Source organism: Hydrogenophaga aromaticivorans (assembly GCF_013387465.1).
Classification (GTDB): Bacteria; Pseudomonadota; Gammaproteobacteria; order Burkholderiales; family Burkholderiaceae_C; genus Hydrogenophaga; species Hydrogenophaga aromaticivorans.
Map to the genome: position 1 here is coordinate 976,038 of NZ_VYGV01000006.1, position 22,290 is coordinate 998,327.

At 62.5% G+C, this 22,290-nt stretch carries 17 protein-coding genes; all 17 read right to left on the reverse strand.

Going from position 1 to position 22,290, the window contains the following annotated elements; translation table 11 throughout:
• Nucleotides 1–11: 11 nt before the first annotated feature.
• A complete protein-coding gene (locus F3K02_RS08925; RefSeq protein WP_177135210.1) occupies nucleotides 12–8,372 on the reverse strand; it encodes an LPD38 domain-containing protein in 8,361 nt (2,786 codons plus the stop codon).
• A 3-nt stretch (nucleotides 8,373–8,375) separates the two neighbouring features.
• Nucleotides 8,376–9,992, reverse strand: a complete 1,617-nt coding sequence (locus tag F3K02_RS08930; RefSeq protein WP_177135211.1) for a hypothetical protein — start codon at nucleotides 9,990–9,992, stop codon at nucleotides 8,376–8,378.
• 18 nt (nucleotides 9,993–10,010) lie between these two features.
• Nucleotides 10,011–10,889, reverse strand: a complete 879-nt coding sequence (locus F3K02_RS08935) for a hypothetical protein (RefSeq protein ID WP_177135212.1) — start codon at nucleotides 10,887–10,889, stop codon at nucleotides 10,011–10,013.
• Nucleotides 10,890–10,899: 10 nt separating this feature from the next.
• Nucleotides 10,900–11,430 carry a hypothetical protein gene (locus F3K02_RS08940; RefSeq protein WP_177135213.1) on the reverse strand — a complete coding sequence of 177 codons (531 nt, stop codon included), beginning with the start codon at nucleotides 11,428–11,430 and terminating at the stop codon, nucleotides 10,900–10,902.
• Nucleotides 11,427–11,906, reverse strand: coding sequence for a hypothetical protein (locus tag F3K02_RS08945; protein WP_177135214.1), 480 nt, complete (start codon nucleotides 11,904–11,906; stop codon nucleotides 11,427–11,429). The genes F3K02_RS08940 and F3K02_RS08945 overlap by 4 nt, the downstream gene beginning before the upstream one ends.
• A 39-nt stretch (nucleotides 11,907–11,945) precedes the next feature.
• Complete coding sequence (locus F3K02_RS08950) at nucleotides 11,946–12,575, reverse strand: putative periplasmic lipoprotein (RefSeq protein ID WP_177135215.1); 630 nt, start codon at nucleotides 12,573–12,575, stop codon at nucleotides 11,946–11,948.
• Nucleotides 12,576–13,258: 683 nt separating this feature from the next.
• A complete protein-coding gene (locus F3K02_RS08955; protein ID WP_177135216.1) occupies nucleotides 13,259–13,720 on the reverse strand; it encodes a hypothetical protein in 462 nt (153 codons plus the stop codon).
• A 1-nt stretch (nucleotide 13,721) separates the two neighbouring features.
• Nucleotides 13,722–14,210, reverse strand: a complete 489-nt coding sequence (locus tag F3K02_RS08960) for a glycoside hydrolase family 108 protein (RefSeq protein ID WP_177135217.1) — start codon at nucleotides 14,208–14,210, stop codon at nucleotides 13,722–13,724.
• The gene (locus tag F3K02_RS08965; RefSeq protein WP_177135218.1) at nucleotides 14,207–14,584 is read right to left on the reverse strand and encodes a hypothetical protein; all 378 of its coding nucleotides are present in this window, start codon (nucleotides 14,582–14,584) and stop codon (nucleotides 14,207–14,209) included. Before F3K02_RS08965 ends, F3K02_RS08960 begins: the two co-directional genes overlap by 4 nt.
• A gap of 2 nt (nucleotides 14,585–14,586) precedes the next feature.
• A complete protein-coding gene (locus F3K02_RS08970) occupies nucleotides 14,587–14,937 on the reverse strand; it encodes a hypothetical protein (protein WP_177135219.1) in 351 nt (116 codons plus the stop codon).
• Nucleotides 14,934–15,290 (reverse strand): hypothetical protein, encoded by a 357-nt coding sequence (locus tag F3K02_RS08975; protein WP_177135220.1) that lies wholly within the window; start codon nucleotides 15,288–15,290, stop codon nucleotides 14,934–14,936. The genes F3K02_RS08970 and F3K02_RS08975 overlap by 4 nt, the downstream gene beginning before the upstream one ends.
• A gap of 1 nt (nucleotide 15,291) precedes the next feature.
• On the reverse strand, nucleotides 15,292–16,725 hold the full coding sequence (locus F3K02_RS08980; protein ID WP_177135221.1) for a hypothetical protein: 1,434 nt from the start codon (nucleotides 16,723–16,725) through the stop codon (nucleotides 15,292–15,294).
• A 29-nt stretch (nucleotides 16,726–16,754) separates the two neighbouring features.
• Complete coding sequence (locus F3K02_RS08985; RefSeq protein WP_177135222.1) at nucleotides 16,755–16,949, reverse strand: hypothetical protein; 195 nt, start codon at nucleotides 16,947–16,949, stop codon at nucleotides 16,755–16,757.
• Entirely contained in the window at nucleotides 16,946–19,198 is a 2,253-nt protein-coding gene (locus tag F3K02_RS08990; RefSeq protein WP_177135223.1) for a hypothetical protein, read from the reverse strand. Before F3K02_RS08990 ends, F3K02_RS08985 begins: the two co-directional genes overlap by 4 nt.
• A gap of 2 nt (nucleotides 19,199–19,200) precedes the next feature.
• Nucleotides 19,201–20,121: a tail fiber protein gene (locus F3K02_RS08995; protein ID WP_177135224.1), complete on the reverse strand. Its 921-nt coding sequence runs from the start codon at nucleotides 20,119–20,121 to the stop codon at nucleotides 19,201–19,203.
• 104 nt (nucleotides 20,122–20,225) lie between these two features.
• Nucleotides 20,226–21,617 carry an SGNH/GDSL hydrolase family protein gene (locus F3K02_RS09000; protein WP_177135225.1) on the reverse strand — a complete coding sequence of 464 codons (1,392 nt, stop codon included), beginning with the start codon at nucleotides 21,615–21,617 and terminating at the stop codon, nucleotides 20,226–20,228.
• Nucleotides 21,618–21,632: 15 nt separating this feature from the next.
• On the reverse strand, nucleotides 21,633–22,289 hold the full coding sequence (locus F3K02_RS09005) for a phage adaptor protein (protein ID WP_177135226.1): 657 nt from the start codon (nucleotides 22,287–22,289) through the stop codon (nucleotides 21,633–21,635).
• Between the last annotated feature and the right edge of the window lies 1 nt (nucleotide 22,290).

Sequence of the window (22,290 nt, forward strand, 5' to 3'; positions counted from 1 at the left end):
GACTCGAACGGTCAGGGCGCAGCAGCCAGCGACTTCCTCAGCCTCGCACCCAGCGTAGCGTCCCGCCGCGGCGCGTCAATCTCTGCCGCTGCCTCGTTCAGCTCTCGCATGACCGCGGTGCGCTCTTCGTCCAGGGCCTTGATGGCTTCGCTGTCTCCCACGGTTTCCATCGCCTCCTTGTTGAGTTCGCGCAGATCCTTGACGGCCCGGTTCTTCTCCTTCTTCAGCATCGCCTCGGGCTTGTCGGCTTCGATGCGGTCGGCCGCGTCCAGATCACCCTTCTTCTCGGCAGCGCGGATCAGCTTTTCCGCCTTCTCGATGGCGGTCAGGTTGTCGTAGTACCGGCTGCGCTGCACCGATGCGTCATCCACCTCGCCATAGAAGCGGCCGAACACCGGGAGCCCGGTCGGCTTGGTGTCTTCGCCTTTGGACATGGCGATGCTGGTGTTCACGGTCTTCTCGATTTCGCGCAGCAGTCCACCGCCGACCACCTGGGCCAGGTAGCGCACCATCTCAGGCGTCGGGCTGACCCGGCCGGCCTCGTACTCGTCGCCGTCGCTGACCTTGTTCAGGATGCGGCTGATTTCGAGGTAGGCCTGACCGGTGGGCGCGCGCAGCGTTCCTTCCCGGGCGCGCTCGAAGCCTGGTCGCGGATCGTTGCCGTAGCCCTCGCGCTCAATGGCGGCGCCGGCAAAGTTCTTGTTCGACAGAACCTCGATCACCGGGTCGATCACGGTCGGCGCCACGGTGCGCAACGCGCCATCGGCGGTGAAGATGTTGCCACCACCCAGCGGGTTGAACGCACCGGCAATCTCTCCAACGGCTGCGAATCCCTTGGATAGCGCATCCTTGCCGCCGTCCATCGTGAGTTCGGCCAGCACCCGCCCAGTGTTCGGCAGGACATGCAGGCCCAGCGGCAGCGGGATCGTGAAGTACCGCTTCTTGCCTTCGTCGTCGGTGCCAAGCGGGATGATGAGCGCGCGCGACTTCACGAACTCCGGGATTTCGTCGTCATCGTAGCCAGCGGCCAGCAGCATCACCGCCTGCAGCACGCCCAGCGTCACACCGCCTGCGATGATCTTGGCGCCGTCCGGCCCGGCCAGGGTCTGCAGCGTGCGCGCGGAACCCTGAACCGATGCGTTGAAGAATGCGTACAGCGGCCCCAGCTCCCGGCCCATGCGACCTTTTCTGTTGAAATCGACCGTCAGTTCGCGGCCAAGGCGCGCGGCTTCCGGCCGGCTCATGCCTTCCTGCAGGGCCTCGCGGTACGCGGCCAGGCGCACAGCGTTTTCCAAGGTCGTGTTGAAGATGTCCAACGCACCCAGCACCTTGCCGGCCACCTTGTCCGTGGTCAGCTTGCCGGCCTTCTCCATCGCCTTGAGTTCGGCTTCCAGTGCCTTGGCGCGGTCGTTGGCGTCCTTGAACATCTCGCGGTAGCCAGTCTGCCCGCCGTCCTGTTGGAACTGACGGAACAGCCGACCCCATTCGCCGGACTTCTTGCCGGACAACTCCAGACCGATGCCCTTGAGTGCCCCTGGTGTCATGGCCAGGACCTTCAAGGTCTTTCCGCGCAGCTTGGTCGAACTCAGGTTGATGGCCCCGCCCAGCGTGTCGCGCGTCAGGTTCACCAGACCGAATGCCGGGTTGAACTGCGTGTTCACGCTGGCCAGCCATCGCGTCGTCTTGCCGACGATGCTCCCGGCGATGTCGAACTTCGTCAGGCCGTCCATGTTCTTCAGGTTCTCGGCCATGCGCAGCCCGCGCGGGTCGTTGACGTTGACCATCAGCACCCGGTCTTCGCCGTTCACCTTGAGCACGATGGCGCCGGGCAGGCTCTTGTACATCGGGTTCGGCCGGCTGACCACGCGGCCCAGCGTCGGGTCCACGGTCTTGATTGTCGGAACGCCCATCATCCCGGCTTCGGCCACGGTCGGGTCAACGCCCATGCGCTGCAGTTCCCTGCCGATGGCCTCCGGACTCATGCCGGGCTTGATCGTGGTCCAGAAGTCCGGGTTCGGATTCGTCAGGGCCAGGCCGTACAGCGCCACCGCCACGCGGTTCTTTTCCGCCCTGGTGATCGCGGCTTCCCGTTGCATCAGGACGTGCGCCAGGATGTTCGTCGCCTGCTTGGTTGAGCCCACGGCGCGCTTGCTGCTGCCACCGCGCACGCTCATCCCGGATCCGGTCGGGTGCGGGTTGCCGTTCTCGGCCTCGTCGCGGAACAGCGGGACATAGCTCTTGTAGGCGCCGGCCCATGCATCGATCGTTTCCTGCTTCTCCAGACCCTCGTCAACCAGCAGCTTCGTTGTGCCCTGGGTGATCGCGTCCACCCGCTTGGCCATGGCGGTCAGAACCATGCGCTTGCCTTCGGACAGGCCGGCGATGTGCGCCTTTGCTGCCTCAGTGGTCATCAGCACGCCCTTGCTGTTCTTGCCGGCGCCACCGTCTGGCAAGTCCGGGTTCACCTTGGCGATCTGCTTGTTCCGTTCCTCGGCATGGCGTGCGTGCAGGTAGTCGGCCAGTTCGTCCATGGTCACGTTGTTGCGCGCCATGGCATCCAGCAGCGGCTTGGCCTCGTCGTCAAGGAACTGCTTGGCTCGGGTCGCCACACGGCCCGGGTACAGCGTCTCCTGCAGACGGGCGTCGAACTTCTCGGGGATGGTGTTGGCCTTGGAGATGGCCTCCTGCACGCGCTTGAGGTCGATGCGACCATCGGCCAGCTCATAGATCACGCGGTCCAGTCGCGTTTCCTGCGGGGCATCCCAGAACCCGGGCTGGAACATCTCGGCCTGACCCGGCTTCGCAGCGCCTGCGGCCTTCTCTGCTTCGATGGATGCCGGGGCCTTGGCGGTGCGGCTGTACGCAGCCTCAATGATGCTCACGTCATCACCGGAGAACACCACGTAGTTGAACGAGCCGTCGCCCTTGTCACGGCTGACACCATCGAGGTACTTTATGCCACGGATGCCGGCAGAGCGAAGCTCACGGGACGCATTTTTGTCGCTCCCAGACTCGCGCTGCATTGCCATGTACACAGCTTGGCCGGTGGTGTTACCAGCCTCCATCGGCTGCATCATCTCTGCCAGTGTCTGGTAGTAATCAGCGCCATCAACTGCAAGCTGTTTTAGCGCCTCCAGAACCTTCTTCGGCTGCTCGCTCAACGGCTTGTCCCACAGAAGCATCTCGGTGTCTTCTGGGATTTCGGCCTCGTAGAGCTGGCCTTGTGCACCTTTCACGGCGTCTTGCAGCTCCTGCGATGCATCGTAGGCGTCAAGCTCCTTGAATGCCGCCGTGATGGCCTGGGCCGGGTAGTCGAATCCGAGCCAGTCGTCAGCAGCCAGCGCACGGATCACGCGGGCGCGTTGCGGACTCATCGTGTCGGCGGCGTCGAGTGCTTCGTCAAAATCTGCGTCATCTGGCATCTCGTCGCGGAACTCTTTGACGATCTGCTTGTAGCTCAGGCCTTTGCGGTAGTGCTCGGCGATTTCCTTCTTGCTGGCGAAGTACAGACCCCACCCGTAGGCCTGTGCACCTTCACCTGTGCCGATGGCGTCCGTGGTGAAGCGCTCGAACCGGTGCGGCGTGCCGTGGTATGCGCGAGCGAACACCGGCTTTGCTGACTTCTTGGCGCTGTCCGTCCGCTTGCCAGCCTCAAGGAACCGCTGCGCATTCACCAGCGCGCCCTGCAGTTCGGCCATGGTCATCTTCACGTCGATACCGATAGAGCGCAGGAACTCGACCACCTTCGCATAGACCGACTTCACGAACCCGAAGCCTGGGCGGAAATTGCCGTCTGCGTCAACAGCCTGCTCGACCACCTTCGCGGCAATCTCGTCGGCTTCCTGCATCTCGGACAGGTTGAACTTTCCGGCGTCGTCCACGTAGGCCGCGCGAACGTCATTGCGGATCGCGGCCAGCGGCTTGTTGCCGGTCTTAAGCGCAAGCTGGATGTTCCCCATGAACTTCTTCCAATCGTCCTTCCCCAGCATCTCGCGCAGGCCGTGGTGAGCAATGGCCTCATGGGTCAGCACCTCCATGGCCTTGGCCTTGTCGCGGATGTTCTGCGCCACGAGGTAGACCTTGCCGCCGAAGTACACGCCGTGCACGTCGCCCGGGGCAGGCATGGGAAGGTCTTTGGTCGTTGCCACCACCGTGACGTTCGGACCGTTCTGCCAGCGCTTGAGCACCGGGGCGATGGCCTTCTGCAGATCGGCGGTTTTCATGCCACGCTGCATCGGCGTGGTCATCTGGCGGAAAAGATCAGCCGTCAGGGGGCGGCTGTAGAAGATCCGTTCGTCTTTTGAGGCCGATGCAAGTTGCGCTCGTTGGCGAACAAGTTTGTCCAGTAGGCTTTCACCCGCACCGGTCCGCCCTGCTCCATCGCCACCCGTTCCCCGTCCGCGTAGAAGGGAACGGAACACAGCGCCTCGCGCAACCGTGCGCCACCCTGATTGAGCCTTGGCAAGGTCACTTCCCGGAAGTTTTTGTCGTGACTCGCTACTTCTTGCTGCGAGCATCCCTCTAGGAATAGGTCGCCCAGTACGTCCCAAGAATTGTCCGGTTGCGAGGTCATAGGTGATCTGATCAGAGTCGGGATAGGCATTGTCCATCGCCCTGACAGACACGTCAATCATGCGCTCGATGTTGCCAACGTGATCGCCATAGACCCATTTCAGCGCTGGTACGCCGATCTTTGGCGAACCTTCGGTCTGCCTTGGGTGCGGCGCCAGGTGGGCGGTCGTGCCAAACTTCAGAGCGCTGGAAATCATGTGCTCGGTGCGTCGGCGCATGGCTTCGTCAGATAGGCCAGATGGGTCGCCAATGAAGATGCGCCCCGTGTTGTGCGCGTAGGTCGCTGCGATGTTGTAGACCCGCGCACCGTTCTGGCCGGGCTTCAGGCTCGACACATCAATCCACACGTCTTCGGCGCTGTCAGGTACATCCTCTGGGTTCTCTCCGGGCCTGCCCATCTCCCATGTCGTGTTGTTGTCGGAATCGACTTCACCGGCGTACACGCTGTTGGGGCCAGACTTTCGAACCGTGATCCTGGCCAGCTTGCCGTCAGGCATGGTCAGCGTGTACATCGTCTCGTTGCCCGGAAGGTTGGCCTTGCGGACTTTAATTTCCGGGTCGTGATCGGCCGTGATTCCTTCGATGGTTTCCTTATCGGACTTCGGCATCGAGTACAGGTCATCGGTTTCGGCGAGGATGGCCAGCGGGTCGGCGCTGCGCGAGAACATCGGCTGAGTCGTGTCCTGGCGACCATCCTCGACCGTCAGCGTGAAGCTGTCGGATCCGGCTTCGCTCTCGCGCTTGACCTGGGCGCGTGCATCCAACTCATCAGCGCGGCTTACACGTTCCTGCTGGGATTCGATGTCGGATTTCGTGGGGGCGGTGAGTGTCTGCGTCAGAACCTCGCGGGCCTTTACCGCCTGAGTCCTTCCCACCACCACACCGGTAGCGCTCGAGAGAATGGACTTCGCCGGGATGCCGGCAGCGGTCAGGCGTTCGCGCAGCGCCTTGGTGTCGCCCTTGACGGAGAGGGTTCCGTCCGGGCGGTCGGTCAGGCTTTCGCTGGTGCCTTCTCGCGCCGTGCGCAAAGCGCGCGCATCGTCAGAGATCGTCATCCCAGAACTCACAGGCGGAAGCTTTCCGCCGCGCGCCTCAAGCGCGTCATACAACGCCGAGCCAACACCGCGACGACGGTCCTGCTCGCGAACGAACGAATCGATTGGACCTCCGTTCGGCATGAACGTCAGGCGACCGACTTCCTCGCCGGCATCGTTGGTAGCGATCAGCGTCTTGGGCTCACCGTACTCGCCTCGCACCAGCGATCCGAATGCCTTCGGCGCTGGCTGTTGAGAAATTGTGATCCGCCCGCCGTCCTTGAGCGTCACCCCATCGGCTTGAACGTCACCGGCTCCAGTCGCTGTGGGTAGTCCTGCTGCGGCTGCATTGCCACCCGCTGGCGCTGGCGCTTCAACTGGCGCGGCGGCTGCTTGGGCTTCGGTTCCTGGCGCTGCGTTTTGGACATTGGCTTGCTCAGTGATATTGCCCAGCGGCTTGCGGGTTTCCTTGCTGCTGGCCCATGCCTTGAATGCCGGCATCGGCAATGCGGTGATGTTGGCCAGGCCATTCCAGTCGGCGCTGTAGTTGCGACGGTAGATCGCCTCGGCCTCTGCCTGGTCGGCGGCGCCGAACACGACCTTGTGTTCATCGAACTTGCCGGTCTTCGGATCGACCTGATCCACCACGAACACCGGGCCGGCGTAGTCCTGCGGCGTTCCGGGCTTGATGAACACGTCCAGCTTGTCGCCATCGGCTGCGGTTGTCCCCTTGAAGTAGCCGTAGTGGTCGCGCATCGGCGTCGTCCACTCATTGCCGTCAGGATCAACCCCGCGGCGCTCGCTGCCTTGTGGGTTCTCGATGCTGATGTCCAGGCCGGACATGCGGATCTTGCCCACCTTGTAGTTACCGGCCTTCTTCTGTGCGTCGGTCGGCTCTGGAAGATCGTTCAGTGGGCTGGTCGCGGCGGCGTGCACTGCGTCCAGTTCAGGCGTCACCATCACATCGTTGATGTCGCTCAGTGCCGGTACGGCGCCCGGTTGATCGACTCCATCCACACCAGCGCCGCCAAGTCCTGGCGCTTCTGCTGCTGCGGTTTCAACGGCGGAGGTGGCAGCTTCTTGGGGTGCATCCTGTTGCTCCAGTTGTTCAATGTCGGCCATGGTCGACAAAACAGAGTCAAGCATGGCGTCACGCTGCGTTTCGATGGTCTGCGCCAGGGTATCAAGGCCGTCGAACGGCTGGGCCTGGCCGGCGTTCACCAGCCCGGTGATGGCCTTCTGCACAAACCCTGCGGCCTTCTCTGCCGGAACCTCGGCCAGCTTGTTGCTGATGGCTTCCTGCGCCTTTGGAGACAGGCCGGCCAGTTGCGCAGCCTGCTCGAAGTTCCAGCGCGCTGCGGTCTGCACCACTGCGTCACCGGTCTTTGCGCCGGCCAGTCGCGTGTCGCGGTAGCGCTGCTGCAAGTCCGGCCCGAAGTTGGCCAGGGCCTCAGTCTCGCGCTCGGTGGTGAACGCAGCCTGTTCCTTCTGCTGACGGCGCTCCAGCAGCGCGGCGGAGGTTTCGTCACCGGTCTTGCGCAGGGCTTCGATCTGAGGCGTGCGGTCCACCGGGCGGGCGAACTGCTTGCGCGCTTCACTGATCGCCACCGGTCCACCACCCATGACGGCCGTCTGTCCGATGGTGACTTTCAACGTGTCGCCGGCCTGCTGCAGGTAGTCGGACAGCGCGGCCTCGGGGTTCTGTGCGCCTGGTCCGTACTTGTCTCCTAGGAATTGCACCAGCGTGGTCAGTTGCTCGCCCGGGATTTCCTTCATGATCTGGCGCGCGAAGATCGGTGCCAGCTCTTCGGCTGGGATGCGCGCGGTCAGGCCTTTCAGGATCTTGATCTGTTCACCAAACCCGAATCGCTCACCCAGCACCTCGGCGCCAGCCATGACGCCAGCCCGGGCGGCAGCGGTGCCACCGTCAAGGCCTGCGGCGCGGCCCTGGCTGTACTCCTGCGCAGCCGACTGCCCGAACAGCGCCGTCATCGCCGGCCCGCCACCCAGCCCCATGATCAGCGTCGGAGCGGTCTGCACGATGCTGTTTGTGATGTCGAACACCAACTTGTCGTTGCCGGCCTTGGGCTGCAGCGGTGCGGCGATCTGACGCCCGGTGCGCGCCGTGCGAGCGGCCACATCAGCCACGCCATCTGCACCTACGAAATCGGCAGCGGCCTCGACGGCGCCCGGCAGCACCTGGCCCAGCCCAGTGAATCCGGCCACCACACCACGCGCGGCCGGGTTCTTGATCGAATCCCGGATGTCCATGCCGATTCCGGCGGCAGTCGGTACCGGTGTCGCGATGGATTCACCGCGGCGAACGGGCATGTCGTCAATGGCGCGGCGTGCCTCGCTGGCTTCTCGGAAGCTCCATGGCTTCTCGGGCTGCAGTTGAACGCCTTCCAGAACGCTCGCGCGCGGCGCGGCTTCACGCTTGGTCATCTGCCCGGCCATCGCCGAAGAGCCGAAGCCCTGCGCGTCACCGGTCAGGTCGATGTCATCCTGCGGCGGCGCAACTGGAGCGGCCTGACGGCTCGTTTCCGCCTCCGCCTTCGCGCGGTAGTCGGCCAATCCTGCGTTGCCGCGGCCAGCGCCAGCCGTCGATGGCGTGACGCCAGCTGGTAAGTCCTGGCGCGCAGAGTCAGAAAGCGAAAATCCCCCGCCAGAATCGGCGGGGGATGCGGCATCACTGACGGGCTCATCGCCCCAGTCGGAGCCGCCACCAGTCGATACCAGTTCGTCGCCCCATTCGTTCTTTGCCATGGATCACTTCTTCATGAAAATTTGACCGTTCGGGTCGATGTACTGGGTGCCGGCCGGCAATGCATCGCGCTCTGCCTTGGTCGTGACCTTCACCGGGGCCGCTTGTCGCGCGGGCTGCTGGGCAGAAGACAGCCCAACCGCAGCCGACGATTTCGGAAGCCGGATGATCTCGCTCTCCAGCGCCTTGATGTCATTTGCAGCGCGAGAATCGGACGGGTTTCTTGCGTATGCATCCCTGGCCTTTTTCAGCTCGGCATTGAGGATCGCCGCGCGGTCACTCTCTGCACTGGTCGATGCCAGTGACATGCGGCCAGATGGCCTTGCGGATGGCGATTGGCCTGACGATGCGGTGGACAGGCTTGGCTTTCCGCCTCGGTTTCCGATGGCATCTCGGCTCATCTCATCAAGCGCAGCGTCGAACTCCTTCACCCTGGCGGACGATGTTTGAAGCTCCTGTTGTGCCTCTTTAATCTGCCTCTGAATCTCTTGCAACCTGCCGTAGTGCTCACTTTTTGCGCCATCTCGCACGGCAAACCGAAGATCACGGTCTTCTGCAATCTTCGATTCAAGATCGGCAATGACTTTCCGCTGATCTCGCACGGCAGCGGCGGCACTGTCTCGCTGACCTGAAACGGTCACGCGAAGCATTGTGTTGTCGCCGTTCTTCCTGTTAGCCGGGTCGGCTGGCCCGCCTGGGATGAATGTCTGCGCCGTTCTGTCCGCGTTCCATTGCCATCCGGACGGTGCCTTGTCGCCCTTGTTGCGCGCCGCGATCTTCTCAAGCTCGCGCTCGTGCTTCATGTTCTCGTTGAGCCAGCCGATCTTCGTCTTGAAGTCCACCCGCGATGAATCTCGCACCCACTGCTCGGCGCCGCGCTCGGTGTTCTCGTAGCTTCCGACGATCTTGGTTTCCCCGCTGGGCAGCACGACCTTGAATGAAACCGTCTTGCCGTCCTGCGAAAGAGCGGGATCAACCTGCATGCCCTGCAGTCCCGGCGCGTTGGATTTCGTCAGCGCTTCGGCGGCGCGCGCAGACCAGTCCGGGCCGGACGATGCGATGGTCAGGATCTGGCGGTTGAACAACTCGTTCACCTGGGCGATCTCTTCATCCTTCAGCGCCTTCTGGGTCTTGGCGGCGGTTGATGCGCTGTCGGCCAGTTTCAGGCCGCGCTCGGCGTCGATTGGCATCGCGGCGGTGCTCATGCGGCCCAGCGTGGCCGGCGTGCTGTTGTACTGCTGCTCTGCGGCTTGTGCCTGTTTCGGATCGCGGTACGCGGTGTCTTGCACGCGGGTTGCGCTGGCGAGGCTCGGCCGCTGATCGGCAACCATGTCACCCATGACGGCAGCGGCATCGGCGTCCTTCGTGAACGCATTGCTGCCTGCGGCGTCGGTCACCTGATACCCGGCGTCCACCTGGGCCGGCCTGGCGGCTGCGGCCAGAGAGGTTTTGAGCTGTTGCTTCTGCGCGCGCTCGGCACGGATGGCATCACGCTGTTCGTTCTGCCATGCAATATCGGCATCCTCTTTCTCCTGGCGGCGCTTCTTGTCCACCTCGTCGTTGTAGGCTTTCAGCCCGGTTGTGCCCATGTTGGCCAGACCCGATAGCAATGCAGCACCCATGATTTTTTCCTTCGCGTGTTACTTCTTGCCGAAATACGAACCTGCGGCACTGCCGGCCAGTCCGAACAAGGCGTTTGATGTGCTTCCCCACTGGTCAGCTTCACGCTGTTGGGCGGAAATCAGCAGGCGGTTCGCCCCACTCATGCTGCTCTGGTAGTCCTGCAGCGCGTTGCCAAGAAGCTGTGTGGACTGCGCGGCAGCGTTGACCGGGGCATAGGCCGCGCTTACCGCTCCGTTGCCAGCTTGCGTTGCCGTGCTTGCTGCTGTGGCCTGAGCGCTGGCCAGTCCGCGCCCGAGGCTGGCAGCGTCCATCTTGCGGGCAAACCCTTGTGTTTCGATCTTGTCGCGCGCTGCGGTGGCTGCAGACCCTTTGGCCGATGCAGCGGCAAGGCTCATCTGGTTGTTCATGGCTAGTGAATTTCCGCTGCTCGGGTTCACGCCCATGCGCTGCTGATTGCGCACCATGGCCTGGCGCTCGCCGTCGATCTGCAGCCCGACATCAGCAACCGCCTTGCCGGCTTCGGCCTCGCGACGGGCTGGTGTGTCGAACTCGTTCGCGTTCTTGACGATGGAGTTTTCCAGCGGCCAGAACACCGACTTGTTGCGGGTGTGGTACTCGCCGGAAATCTGGCGCTGCTGGTCCATCAGAGCAACCTGCGAGTTCGCTACCTTGCCGGCAATGGCGTTCGCCTGCGCTTGAAGGCTTGCGCTTTGAGCGTCGCGGGACTTGTAGTAGTCCAACGTTTCCCTGGCGAGTGCGCGCTCGTCATCTGCTGCAGATGCTGAGGCTTTGATGGACCGCTTGTTGGCGGAGTCTGCTTTGTCTGCTGAGTACACGCCTGCAGCCACAGACCCCCAGAAAACACCGCCAGCAACGGCTGAAACTGCAAATGGCATGTCGATCCCCTTATTTGATGCAAGCGATCATCGTGATCCGCTCGTAGTTGGTTGGGTTTGGCACCCAATGCATGCTCTGGTTTTCAAACCAGAACAGATCCCCAGGCTTTGTCTCAAACTGAACATCCTCGAAGCAAAATGCTTGACCTGGAGCGCTGGCGATTTGAAGTCCGTACTTTTGATACTCCAATGCGTGCCAGCGAAGGTCTTGATGCGGCTTGCAGGTCTTACCTGGCGGTATTCGAGTGATGAGAACACCGCCCATGACATCGCCTCCAACGGCGTGCATCAGGTCGCGCAGGAACGGCTTGAGGTCGAGTACGTCGGATGCCTCGTACCATTCTGAATCGTGGGCTTCTCCGTGCATTGCGGCATCCGACTTCCCGTATCGAATCCAGATGTCATCAAGTCCAAAATGCGGACTGTCCGGGCTCTCCGTTCGCATCGTGTGCTGGTTCCACAGTTGCGGGTTATTCATCAGCGCCCAGTACAGCGGCTGAACATTGATGCCGCTGGAAATCAACTTGATCTTGTCGGTCATTGATGGGCTCCAGCTTCCATTGCTTCGATGACGTGCAGAGATTGTTCGATCTGCTCGCGCGGGGCGTCCTTCTCTGACCACAGGCAGTACCAGACAACGTCGGTGACGGCATGCACTTCGTGCTGAGAATCAGGTGGGACGCAAACGTGGGTTGGGCCGCTGTAGCGCGTGGTCACACCGTTGATGGTCACGTCGGCTGTGCCCTTGGCTAGCACGCTCATGTGCCCATGGGCGTGGCGGTGCGATTCCAGCTGGAAGCCGCCATCAATGTGGGTCACGACGGCCAGAACACCGCCACTGTCCACGTCACCACCGTAGACCTCGACGGCCCGGTGATCGTTGGTATCTTTTGCAGCAGCCATGGCGGCCAGCTCAATGGAAGTAGCCACTTCGGGCGTCAACACCTGGCCAAGGTGGGCGCCGATGGCCTCTCTCAATGGGTGAATATGCATCTCGGTACTTTCGTGGTTGGACATGCTCTATATCCTCTTGGATGGCGGCGGAAATGTCACGCTTTACGGTGTCTGTGCTTTGTCGGCTTCGGTGCGGATGCGGTAGGCGCCGGCCCGGTCCAGCTCGGCGGGGTCGTTGCGGGTGCCGACCAGATCACGCATCAGGCTGTTGTTCTCGCGGGTGGTGAACGTGCTTACCTGCGCGTCGGTCACGATGTCCAACTTGCGTATTTCGCTGTTCTTGTCGATGGAGTACCAGGGGATGAACACCTCGGCCAGCGTCTGGCGCACCTCTCGGAACAGCTTCAGGCCGATGGACTCGACCTTGGGCGGTGCGGCCAGGGCATAGCCGGCGCCGCCGATCTGCGGTGGCGGCGCGTAGACCCGGAAGGCCTTGGCATCGATGGTGATGGGCTTGCCATCGTGGGCTTCCATCTCGACCAGAGGCTGGGATGAACCCTTGGTGCCAACGCCTGCGATGGCCTTGATCGCACCGTAGTAGTCGCGGTTCATGAGCACCGTGGCCGCATCCGACGACGACATGCCAGCGGTCACGCCCTTGGCGCTGCTGGTGTTTTCGTCGGTCAAGGTTTCGGCGACCTTGACGCTGGCGTCAGACAGGCCGGTGATGTCCATTCCGGCGCAACCGGTCAAAGCGAGTGCGCAGGCGATCAGCAGGAAAAAGCGTTTCATGGGTGGTCCTTCAGGGTGGTGGTTGGGGTGATGAATTGGGTGTTTGGCGACCATCCGACCAGTCGCACAAACTCGTGAAACTTGCATGATGGGCACTCGACGTTTTCAGGAGTTGGGCAGACAACGCTCGGCGTTACCGTTCCGTCTCCTGCAATCCCATGGCCGCGGAGACTCATTGGCTTTGTGCACTCGCTGCAGTAGAAGGTCGCAGACATTCCGCCTTCCGGCTTTATCGTCGGCCACCACTGCCCCGGGCCGCGTCCTCTGGTTGATTCCTTCATCGCATCCTCTCCGGGCTAGTGCCCAACTCTGTAATCGAGCCGACCGCAGGCGGCTCATTGGTGGTGATGAATCGGCAGTACACGCGGCGTTCCCACCGGTCTTTGCAAAGCGCGCCGGCACAAGACTTGAGTTCAACCGGGAGCCACTGCAGGTTGAAAATCGCATCGGCGCCGCCGCAAATTAATGGCACCACATGATCGAGGTGCCACCGCGGACAGGCGCCTGACTGCAGGCCGGTGGACGGGCAAGGGTGGATGCGCTGGAACTCTCGCAGCACGGCACGCGAGCGCTTGATCGATCCGTCCGCATCGCGCGCTCAGGTGGACCGCCGTAACGCGGGTCTTGCGCCAGCGCCAGCGATGCCAGCAGCAGAAGGAATACCAGCAGGGTGATTGCTCGTGTCATGGCGCGGTCAGGACTTCGCCCGGGTCTTTGTTCGCGATGTGCTCGCTGTACCAACTGACCCCGCGCACAACCCAGAGCGGGCGGACATAGGACAGCGCGATGAACGCCTTGCGGGTCACCCACGGCATGCGCGCGGCAACGATCTGCATGTCTTGGCGCAGCATCTTGCCGAGCAGCTTGTCAGCCGCTGCGCGGCCGGCGTCGTCAATGATGCCAAGCGCCCAGAGTTGGCACAGCGCATCGTGCACCAGCGACGGGCGAACGAACGCGGTGTCGTTCCACGCTGGACCGCTGGCGCCGTCCCATGCGTAGCCGGCCGCGATGTACAGCAGGCCGTCATCGCGCAGCGTGACGAACCGGTTCCCGCCTTGCTTGACGGGTTTGATGCCGGTGGGCCATTCGAAATCGGCCTCGGTCTGGTAGCGGTAGCCTTCGGTGTAGTGGACGAGCTGGATCATCTCAGCCATCCAGCATGTCGGCGATGCGCCGCGCCCAGCCGCGCGAGAAGTGCGGCCAGGTCTTCAGGTCGGTCATGAAGCGCAGGCGCTGCGACAGCATCCGGCGCAGCACGAAATCAGGCGTCGATGCGCGAGCCATCATGATGGTCTGCGATCCGATCACGCCGTCGTCCTTGGCGCCGATGGCGCGCTGCAGCCACTTGGCGGACTGCGCCACCCCACTGTTGACCGCGGCGTCGAACACGGCATGGCGGATCGCTGGCGGCAGTTCGTCGGTTCTGGCCGGTGCCCAGTACTGGCGGTGGTAGATGCGCTTGGCCTCGGACTCCGGGAACTCGCGCATGTCGCCAACGTAGCCGGCCGCGCGCGCCACGCGCTCAGTGACTCCCCAGCGGGTGGCGCCACCTGGGTCTGCCGGGTGGTCAACATAGCCGCCCTCGGTGCCAAGAAGCACGCGGAAGCATTCGTCGAAGCTGGTCGGAGTTGTCATGGCTTGTCGTCCAGGTCGGCCCAGTCGCTTTTCAGCATGTCGGACAGGTCGTCAACGAGACGCGCGGCCTTCTTACTGCTGCCTTCACGGCTGCGGCGCAGGTTGCCCAACAAATGGGCTCGCCAGACAATGCCGGCGCAGGTGATGGCCAGGCCAACCCGGAGCGATAGCCCGGCGTTCACCCAGCCCTGAGCGGGCGCGTGCTCCTGCATCGATAGGAAAAGGGAGGCCAGCAGCGACATGCACACGAAGATCAGGCCGATCTTGATGACCACGCCCTCTTTGATGTCGTTGCGCATGATCACCGCCACCAGCACCGCCACCACGAACATCGAGGACAGCACGCTGATCATCTGCATGGTTGGTGTCAGCATGGTCATTCCCCCTTCTTTCCGGGAATGAAGTCCGACAGCTTGGTGTTGCGGATCAACTCGACCGCGCGTTCCCGGCTGGCGTCCACCAAATTGAGCCCGAACAGGCCCAGCGCGAAGGCCAGGGCTGCAATCGTGGCGTCTGAATCCAGCACGAAGTATTCGGCCAGGGCCGGCGTCCAGAAGCCGGAAATCAGCATGCCGGCGATGGAGTTCAGGTAGCGGATTCGCCACGTCGAGCCGGGTACACCGCGCAGGGAAACAAGCGCGCCGATCAGGCCGATGAAGAAATGGCTCTTGAGAACCTTCAAAGCGAAAGCGCCGAATACTGTCCAGATGGATGGGTCTTCGTTCACTGCGCAGCCTCCGGCCAGACCATCGGCGGCATCTCGGCGATGAACGCTTCAGGAGTCGGCAAGGTGCGCGCGCCGGACATCACGTCCGCAAGCACTTGCCTTCCTGCCGCGTAGCAGGATTCCATCCACAGTGCGAAGGCCTGCCCTTCGGCCTGCAGTGGTCCCGGGTAGCCAGCACGCAGAGCGCAGGTCACGCGGTTGTCGTAGCCGCGCATCTTGGCCGTGGCGTCGATGAATGCGTCCAGCGTGGCGGTGTACTGGGCCTGCAGCTCGGCAGGTGATGGATACACAACCGGTAGATCTTCGTGCTCGGTGGTTTCACCCGTCTGGGCGTTGTATTCGTAGCGCGCCATCTCAGCTCCAAGTTGCCCATACGGAGCCAGCGTCAAAGTCGTCAGCCCCAGAGCGAGACAGAGCGATGCGATCCAGTGCACCGGGAAGGTCGATGTAACCCGTGGTCCAGACAAGGCCACCGGCCGCACGCGATGTCATCCCTTGGCACTCCCACCGGTTTGTCCCCGGCTTCCTGAACAGCGTTACCGTCCCGCGCATCGTGGTTATCGCTAGGTTTATGGATATCGGGAATCCGGCAGTAATCGAACCAGAGAATGTCCCGGCGAATATGTCATACGAAGCAGCCTCGCCATACCCAGTAGCCACTACACCAGCAGATGTTCCAGCCTGCACCAGAATGGGCTGCGTGCCAGTGGTGCTCACAGCGTCCAGATGCAGTTCCACGCGGGTTGCGTAAGCCGGGATGCCTGTGATGACATGAGACGTCCCCGATGTGGTGGCGACGACCGCAGAAACCTGGCGTTTCACCTGCACCCACTCGGTGCCGTTGCCGAATTCCTTGGTTCCCAGCGTGCTGTTGAACCGGTCGTATCCAGCGACAGGCGATGCATCGCGCTGCGCAGTGGTGCCAGATGTTCCTTTTGCACTGCCCGTGGCACTTGTGATGCCGACCACTTCGCTGACTCTCGGGGCCTGCGATCCAGTGGCTCCAGCTGGCACCACTGGAGAACTGCCGAAAGTCTTGATCCCGTTGATGGTCTGATCGCCAGCAAGAAGCGCGACCTCGGAAGCCCGGGGAACGTTTGACCCAGTAGCGCCAGCCGGAACAGCCAGCGTGCCCGTCATGGTCACGCCACCGGCCAGCGGAACCACCTCAGAGGCCCGCGGCACGTTGGAGCCTGTGGCGCCTGCAGGTACCGCAAGCGTCCCGGTCATCGTCACGCCGCCCGCCTTGGGCACGAACAGCGCCGGGTCGAACGTCGCTGCCGTGACCGCGCTGGCCGCAGCCTCTGCCGCCTTGGTGGTTGCGATGACGGCCTGTGCTGTTGCGATCACCGCTTGAGCCGCCGCGTCATCCTCGGAAGACTGCGCAGCATCGCGCGCGGCCAGCGTCACGTCCCGCGCTTCGAGAGTCGTGTCCATTGCCGCAACAGCCGACTGCTTGGCCTCGATGGCCGCGTCCATCTGCGTCTGGAAGTCAGGCTTCCCGGGGTACGGCGGCAACATGGCGATGTCGTGCAGGAAAGCCGCAGCCTCGTTCGGTACCGATGCCGTGATGCGCTGCGTCTTGCCCGTGGTGCTGCGCATCTTCACGTCGTAGACGGATTCCGTGGTGCCGAGCTGGTTCGGCCACAGGTCGATCACGCAGGACCCGGTTTCGTCCGCAATGCCGCTCACCCGCTCGGGCACCACGAATCCTTCATAGACCTCGTACCGGTTCAGGCTGAATTCGAACGAAGCACCCGGTTCGGGCTCTCCATCCTGGCCGTGCATGGTGCACGTCACTGAGCAAACTGGAAGACTCATTGCAGCCTTTCGATGATGGCGTTGAGGCGGTCGATGATTTGTGCGGTCGTGGCCGTGGCCGGAAGCGGTGCGAGGCGACCGATGTTTCTTGCCTGACCAGTGATTTCGTCCAACGTCTGCTTCACAGCGGACATCACCAGATCGGTTCGGATGTCGCCCGTGTGCACGCTGGGGATGGCTGGCTTGCTCATTGCGAAGCCCTGGCGAGTTCGGCCGTGGACTCGGCCACCGTCACGCTGTAGACGCCGACCGATGCGCCGATTCCGATCCTCAGAATCTCTTGCTTGAGCCCAGCCGGCAGCTTGAACGGTTTCGAGTTGCTGACCTCGCGCGAGAAGATCGGCGTGTCACCGTCGTAAATCGTGAACTGCACGCGACGGAACGACAGCAGGTCCAGCAGCCACAGATGCGTGCCACCCACAGGGAGAACGCCGAACGGTTCGCTCCCGAAGTAGCCGCCGACCGCATCCGGACCGCTCGCGAAGATCGCCGCGTTGGCATCGTCCAGCGTGGTGTCTGGTTCCACGATGTCGCCGAACCGGGCGTGCACCTGGGCGACGGAGAAGTTCCGCGGCTTGTCGAGTTGGATTTCCGAACTGCGCCACTCGGACGGGTAACGTGCATCATCCCGTGCGTCCCAGCGGTAGACCTTCTGATCCTTCAGGATGTACAGCTCGCCGTCGTAGTCATTGCGATACAGAAAGTCGGCCGTCTCGTCCACGAACACCACGGAATCGAGTTCCGGGATGTCGGCCACCATCATCCTGGCGCGCTCGGCGCCTACCGGCGTGTGCACCGCGTAGTACTGGCCATCGTGGTAGGCCGCATCGAACGTGGCCGGCGAGTTGGTGCGCCACTCATCCTCGCGGTACAGGCGCTTTGTCAGGTTCTCCACCCGGCCTGCCGTTGCCAGCCACAGGCCATCGTGGCTCGGGTAGATGCAGCCACCGCCCACGTCCACGGCACCGCGCTTGCTCACGCACGGCGCATAGGTTTCCATGATCGACGGGCTCATGGACTCCGGATCAGATCCGGTCAGCAGCACCGGGTACTTGTCGGTCAGCACGATCACCGAGTTGCCGGCCGGGAAGATCGCCACGCCTCGACCGACGAAACTGTACCGGTTGGAGACCGGGTAGCTGTGCGGCTGGTACGGGACCGAGAAACACACTTCATTCCCCGCCAGCAGCACCGTGCAGCCGTTGGGCAGCGTGATCATGCTCGTCGCGTTCTTTGGCGGAGGAAGGTGGTCAGCGGTCTGGATCGGATCGCCTGTGAGAACGATCGTTGTGTCGCTGTAGGTAGTCGTGGCGGCTGGAATCTCTGCCAGGAAGAAGAATTGCGCCGCTGTTCCGTCCGTGCGGTAGATCCTCTTGACCATGCCCGTCGTGTTGATTGGCGCATCACGGACCCACGTTCCGCCCGACGTGTAGGTCTGCGCGGTTTCGAGCTGGAACACCACGTCGTCGCCTTCGACACTCGATATGCGATGCGCACCGTTCAGGTCCGTCATGCCGCCGATGCTGGCCATCGTCAGCGTGTCGAACGCGGCAAGTCCGAAGGCGGTGTCGAACGTGGCCGTCACGTAGCCAGGGGATGGCGTGTTGTTCGCCACCGCGGTGATGGTGCCGCTGTTCGGTGGCGCGGTCTGGATGCCGGTCAGTTCCCATGCACCATTGACCAGGCCGCTGCGCAGTGTGGTTGCCGGCGACGGCCCGGACTCTTCACCCAGTGCGGTGACGAACGTGAAGGCGTAGGACCTATCAACCGTGATGCCGGCGCGCGACCACGTACCGCCCGAGGTGTAGACCTGTGACGTGACCAGCGGGAACACCACATTCAGGCCGGTGATACTCTCGACCACCAGCGTGGTGTTCAAGGAGGTCATGCCGCCAACACTGGCAAACGTCACCGAATCACCGACGGCCAGGCCCTCGACGGTGTTGAACGTGACTTGCACCTTGTTGGCCGATGGCGTGTTCGCGACCGCTGCTGTGACCGTTCCAGACGACACATCGGCCGTCAGAACCGGTGCAGCGGGCGGCAACGGTAGACCGAGCGCGTACCAAGCATCCGGGTACGGTCCACCGCCGTTGATCGCCACCTCGTAGGTGCTCATGCGCGGCTCGTGATCGTCCGAGGTCCAGAACACGCGGCCATCGGCATCGTTGGCGATCAGGCTGGCCACCACATCGGCGTCACCCGGGAACGTAAACCAGTTGTCCACCGTCGAGCGGTCAGCCTGGGTGAATCGGTAGCGCCAGATCGTCCGGATCGCAGCAGCAAGCGAGGTGTGCGACAGCGCCAAGCCACGCAGTGGATCGATGCGCCCGGACGTGATCTTGATGTTCGTCGCCTCGCTGGCGAAGTTCGGCGTCAGCAGGCGCCCGCTGGTGCGCGGGACTGTCCCCCGGAAGCCCTTGATGGTGATAGCTGCCACGTTCAGCCGCCCTTGATGATCGGGAGGTAGGCGCGGGCGTAAGGTCGTGCTTCCGTCGCGTCACCGCTCGATGTGACGCTGACCGTGTGGGCGTGGGAACCGGCTGACGACGTGTTCGCCGATGAACTTCCGACGCTGCTCACGATGGTGATGCCAACGCCACCTGACGCCAGGTTGTAGCTTCCGCTCGCCACCGTTCCGACCTGGCCCTGAGTGTGCGTGTGCGCTCCGGTGCTTCCGCTGGATGCCGCGTGCGTGTGGGTCAGGTTCACAGGCGCCTGAATGGCACCAACAGCAAGAGCCCCACCAGACGCCCGGATGAACCGGTTGTTCGTCACATCGTTGGGCAGGTTGAACGTCGTGGTTCCGTCGCCGATGCCGTGGTCGGTCCCGATGATCGCGAACAGCAGAGGGTTGTCCGCTCGTGAAACAGCCTGTCCGTTTCGGATAAACCAGCCCACAGGTGGCGTTGCAGCCGGCCAGTAGGCGATGACACCCGGAGGAATCGAACCACCACTGACCAGCGCCAGCGCATTCGTCGCCACCGTCTCAGCCTCTTGCGCTGCGAGCAAAGCCGCTTCGGCGTTGGAGATGGCCGACACCAGATCGTTGGCGCTGAACGCCTGATAGGCCACAGCACCCACACCCCAGATCCTGGCCGTGGTCCCATCCAGCGCCCGGACCACGTTGCTCATGACATCCGAGCCACCAGCCCGCGTGCGCACGCCGACGATTTCGATCTGGCCAGAGACATCGGTGATGAACAGCTTGAACCAGTCGTCAACGCTGAACAGCGGGCCGGTGTCGGTGTCAGCCACCGGGAACAGATCGCCGTCGCCGGACTGAACACTCAGCGACGTTTCGGACGCCGAGATGCCAGCGGCAAGCACCGTGCGCGCGTTGTTGGAGAACTTCTGGGTCATGTGGGGTTCCGATCAACGGAAATGAAAAAGCCCGCACATCGCGGGCTTGTGGCTGATGGTTTGACAGTCAGGTCAGTCGGTGCGTGCTCACCTGTGCTGGGTGGTTACACAATGCCCATTTCGGTCAAGTTCCAGATCTGTATCTCGCTCAATTCAACAGCACCCACCGATGGCGTTGAAGTACCCGTCGTGACAAGTCGAAACTGGATAAGGATGGATGTGCTGCCAGCCACGGGTACGACAGACTCGGCCCAGACAATTGCCCCATCCAAGTCCCCAGAGAACACGGTTGGTTCCAGAGCTAGTGCAGACGATCCGCCATTCGGGAGACACCTGACATGACACCGAATCCCGGAGTCATAGCCCTCAAGGCTCACCCGGCCAGTGATGGCAATCCGAGTTCCAGCCGCGAGTGTCAATCCGCTGATCGTCCGCTCTTCGACGCGCTCACCAGCTACGCCGACCGCTGATCCGTTCACGCCAGCAGTCTCCATCCTCCAGACGTTCCCGATGGCTCCGGCTACTGTCGTCTTTGTCGTGACAAGTGCATTGACTGCATACCCCGCCCAGCCATCGGGAGCGCCATCCATGTTCGTATCGAACAGAAAGTCGTTGGTCGTGATGATTGCACCGGGGACGCCAGTCATCGCTGACAACCCGTCCCATGCCTGTTGCAGCATCGGGCTGATCTGGTCCCACGCATCTAGTGCGGCTGCTCGCGCTACCACTGCTGTTGGGTGGATTCCATCCGAGCTTGAGCCAGACAGCCATCCGCCATCTGTAGCAATGAAATTGCGGAATGGGTCGATGAGGACCAGCCCGTTTTCTGTACAGTAGGTCTGCACGGCAAGCTTTTTACTGATGATCTTGTCGCGATTCACCGTCGAGTCGCTGCGCGGCGGCATCAAGACTACGCAGGCACTTGCTCCAATCGCCTGCGCGTATTTGTACATGCCAACGATGTTTTGCACCGTGAGTGCATCTGAAATCGCAGTGTCATTTGTGCCACCTTCGATGAACACGATGTCGCTCTTCGTGGTCTTTGGTATGTCCGTTGCGATGCGGGCAACCATCTGAGTCGTGGTGTTTGAGGCGACTCCGGCGTTCGTTGCAAGCCGAAGCATACCGCCAGAATACAAGCACATTTGCTTAAACCAGCTTGCTAACCCAGTCGCAGTGATTGACGTTCCAATAGCAGATGCCCGCCCAGCCTTCAGCAATCCGCCAGCCCCAATCCCCGCCCGAAAATCCGCTTTCTGCCCCGCATCCAGCGCAGCACCAGCCACTTGCACTTCGTTGGTGATGGGGTCGAGGGTGACGCCGTTTACGACGGCTTGCGAGTCGCCTGCGTCTTCGAACTCGGCAAAGCGCAGCATCTCGGTCGCCAAGGCATCGTCAAGCACCGTGTCAACCTTGCCCGGCGTCCAGATGATCTGCGTGCGGTCGAAGAACGCGTCTTCTGTGGGCTTGGTTCCGATGTACTTGATGTTGCGCATGGTGGTCCTTGTTGATCAGTTCTTGGGAGCGACAGCGGCGCTCGATTGCAGTTGCACGCCCAGCAGTTGTTCTGCGCGCGCCAGATAGCTCGATGCGAGACTGGGGTTCGCTTCACCCTCCAAATCGGTCAGCATCGCGTAGGAGGTCGAGACGAAGATCAACGCCGTGGCCCATTCATCGCGCAGCGAAATGTTTCCGGTTGCTGTGCTGGACGCGGCGCCTGTGGGCTGCGTGATGTCGATGGGGTAGAGCGAGGCTTCGAGTTCGACCGACACACCGGTAGCCGCGGCTGGCGGGTAGAGCCAGAACGACCGCGGAACCCGCTGGTCGTGCATGAAGTGCTTGATTTCGATGGCGCCCTGCTTGCTGCGCCAGTTCGGTTCGCTGGCGTCCAGCATCTCCATGTCCACCTTGGTGATACGGCGTTGGTTGCCTTCGGCGTTTGCTGGAACGTCGATCAGCACTGAGGCTTCCTGCGGCAGCGCCTGCTTTGCGCCGGCCACCGGGATGAACGTGAAGTTCGAAGCCGTCACATCCGGGCGCACGCTGTGGATATCGCGCTGTGCCCGGTTGACGAAACCTGCCACGTCGGTAGCCGGGTAGCGATCCCCGTTCAGGTCGTTCAGGTTGCGCTGCACCTCGCGGATGATGTAGGCGGACGTGGTTGCCATG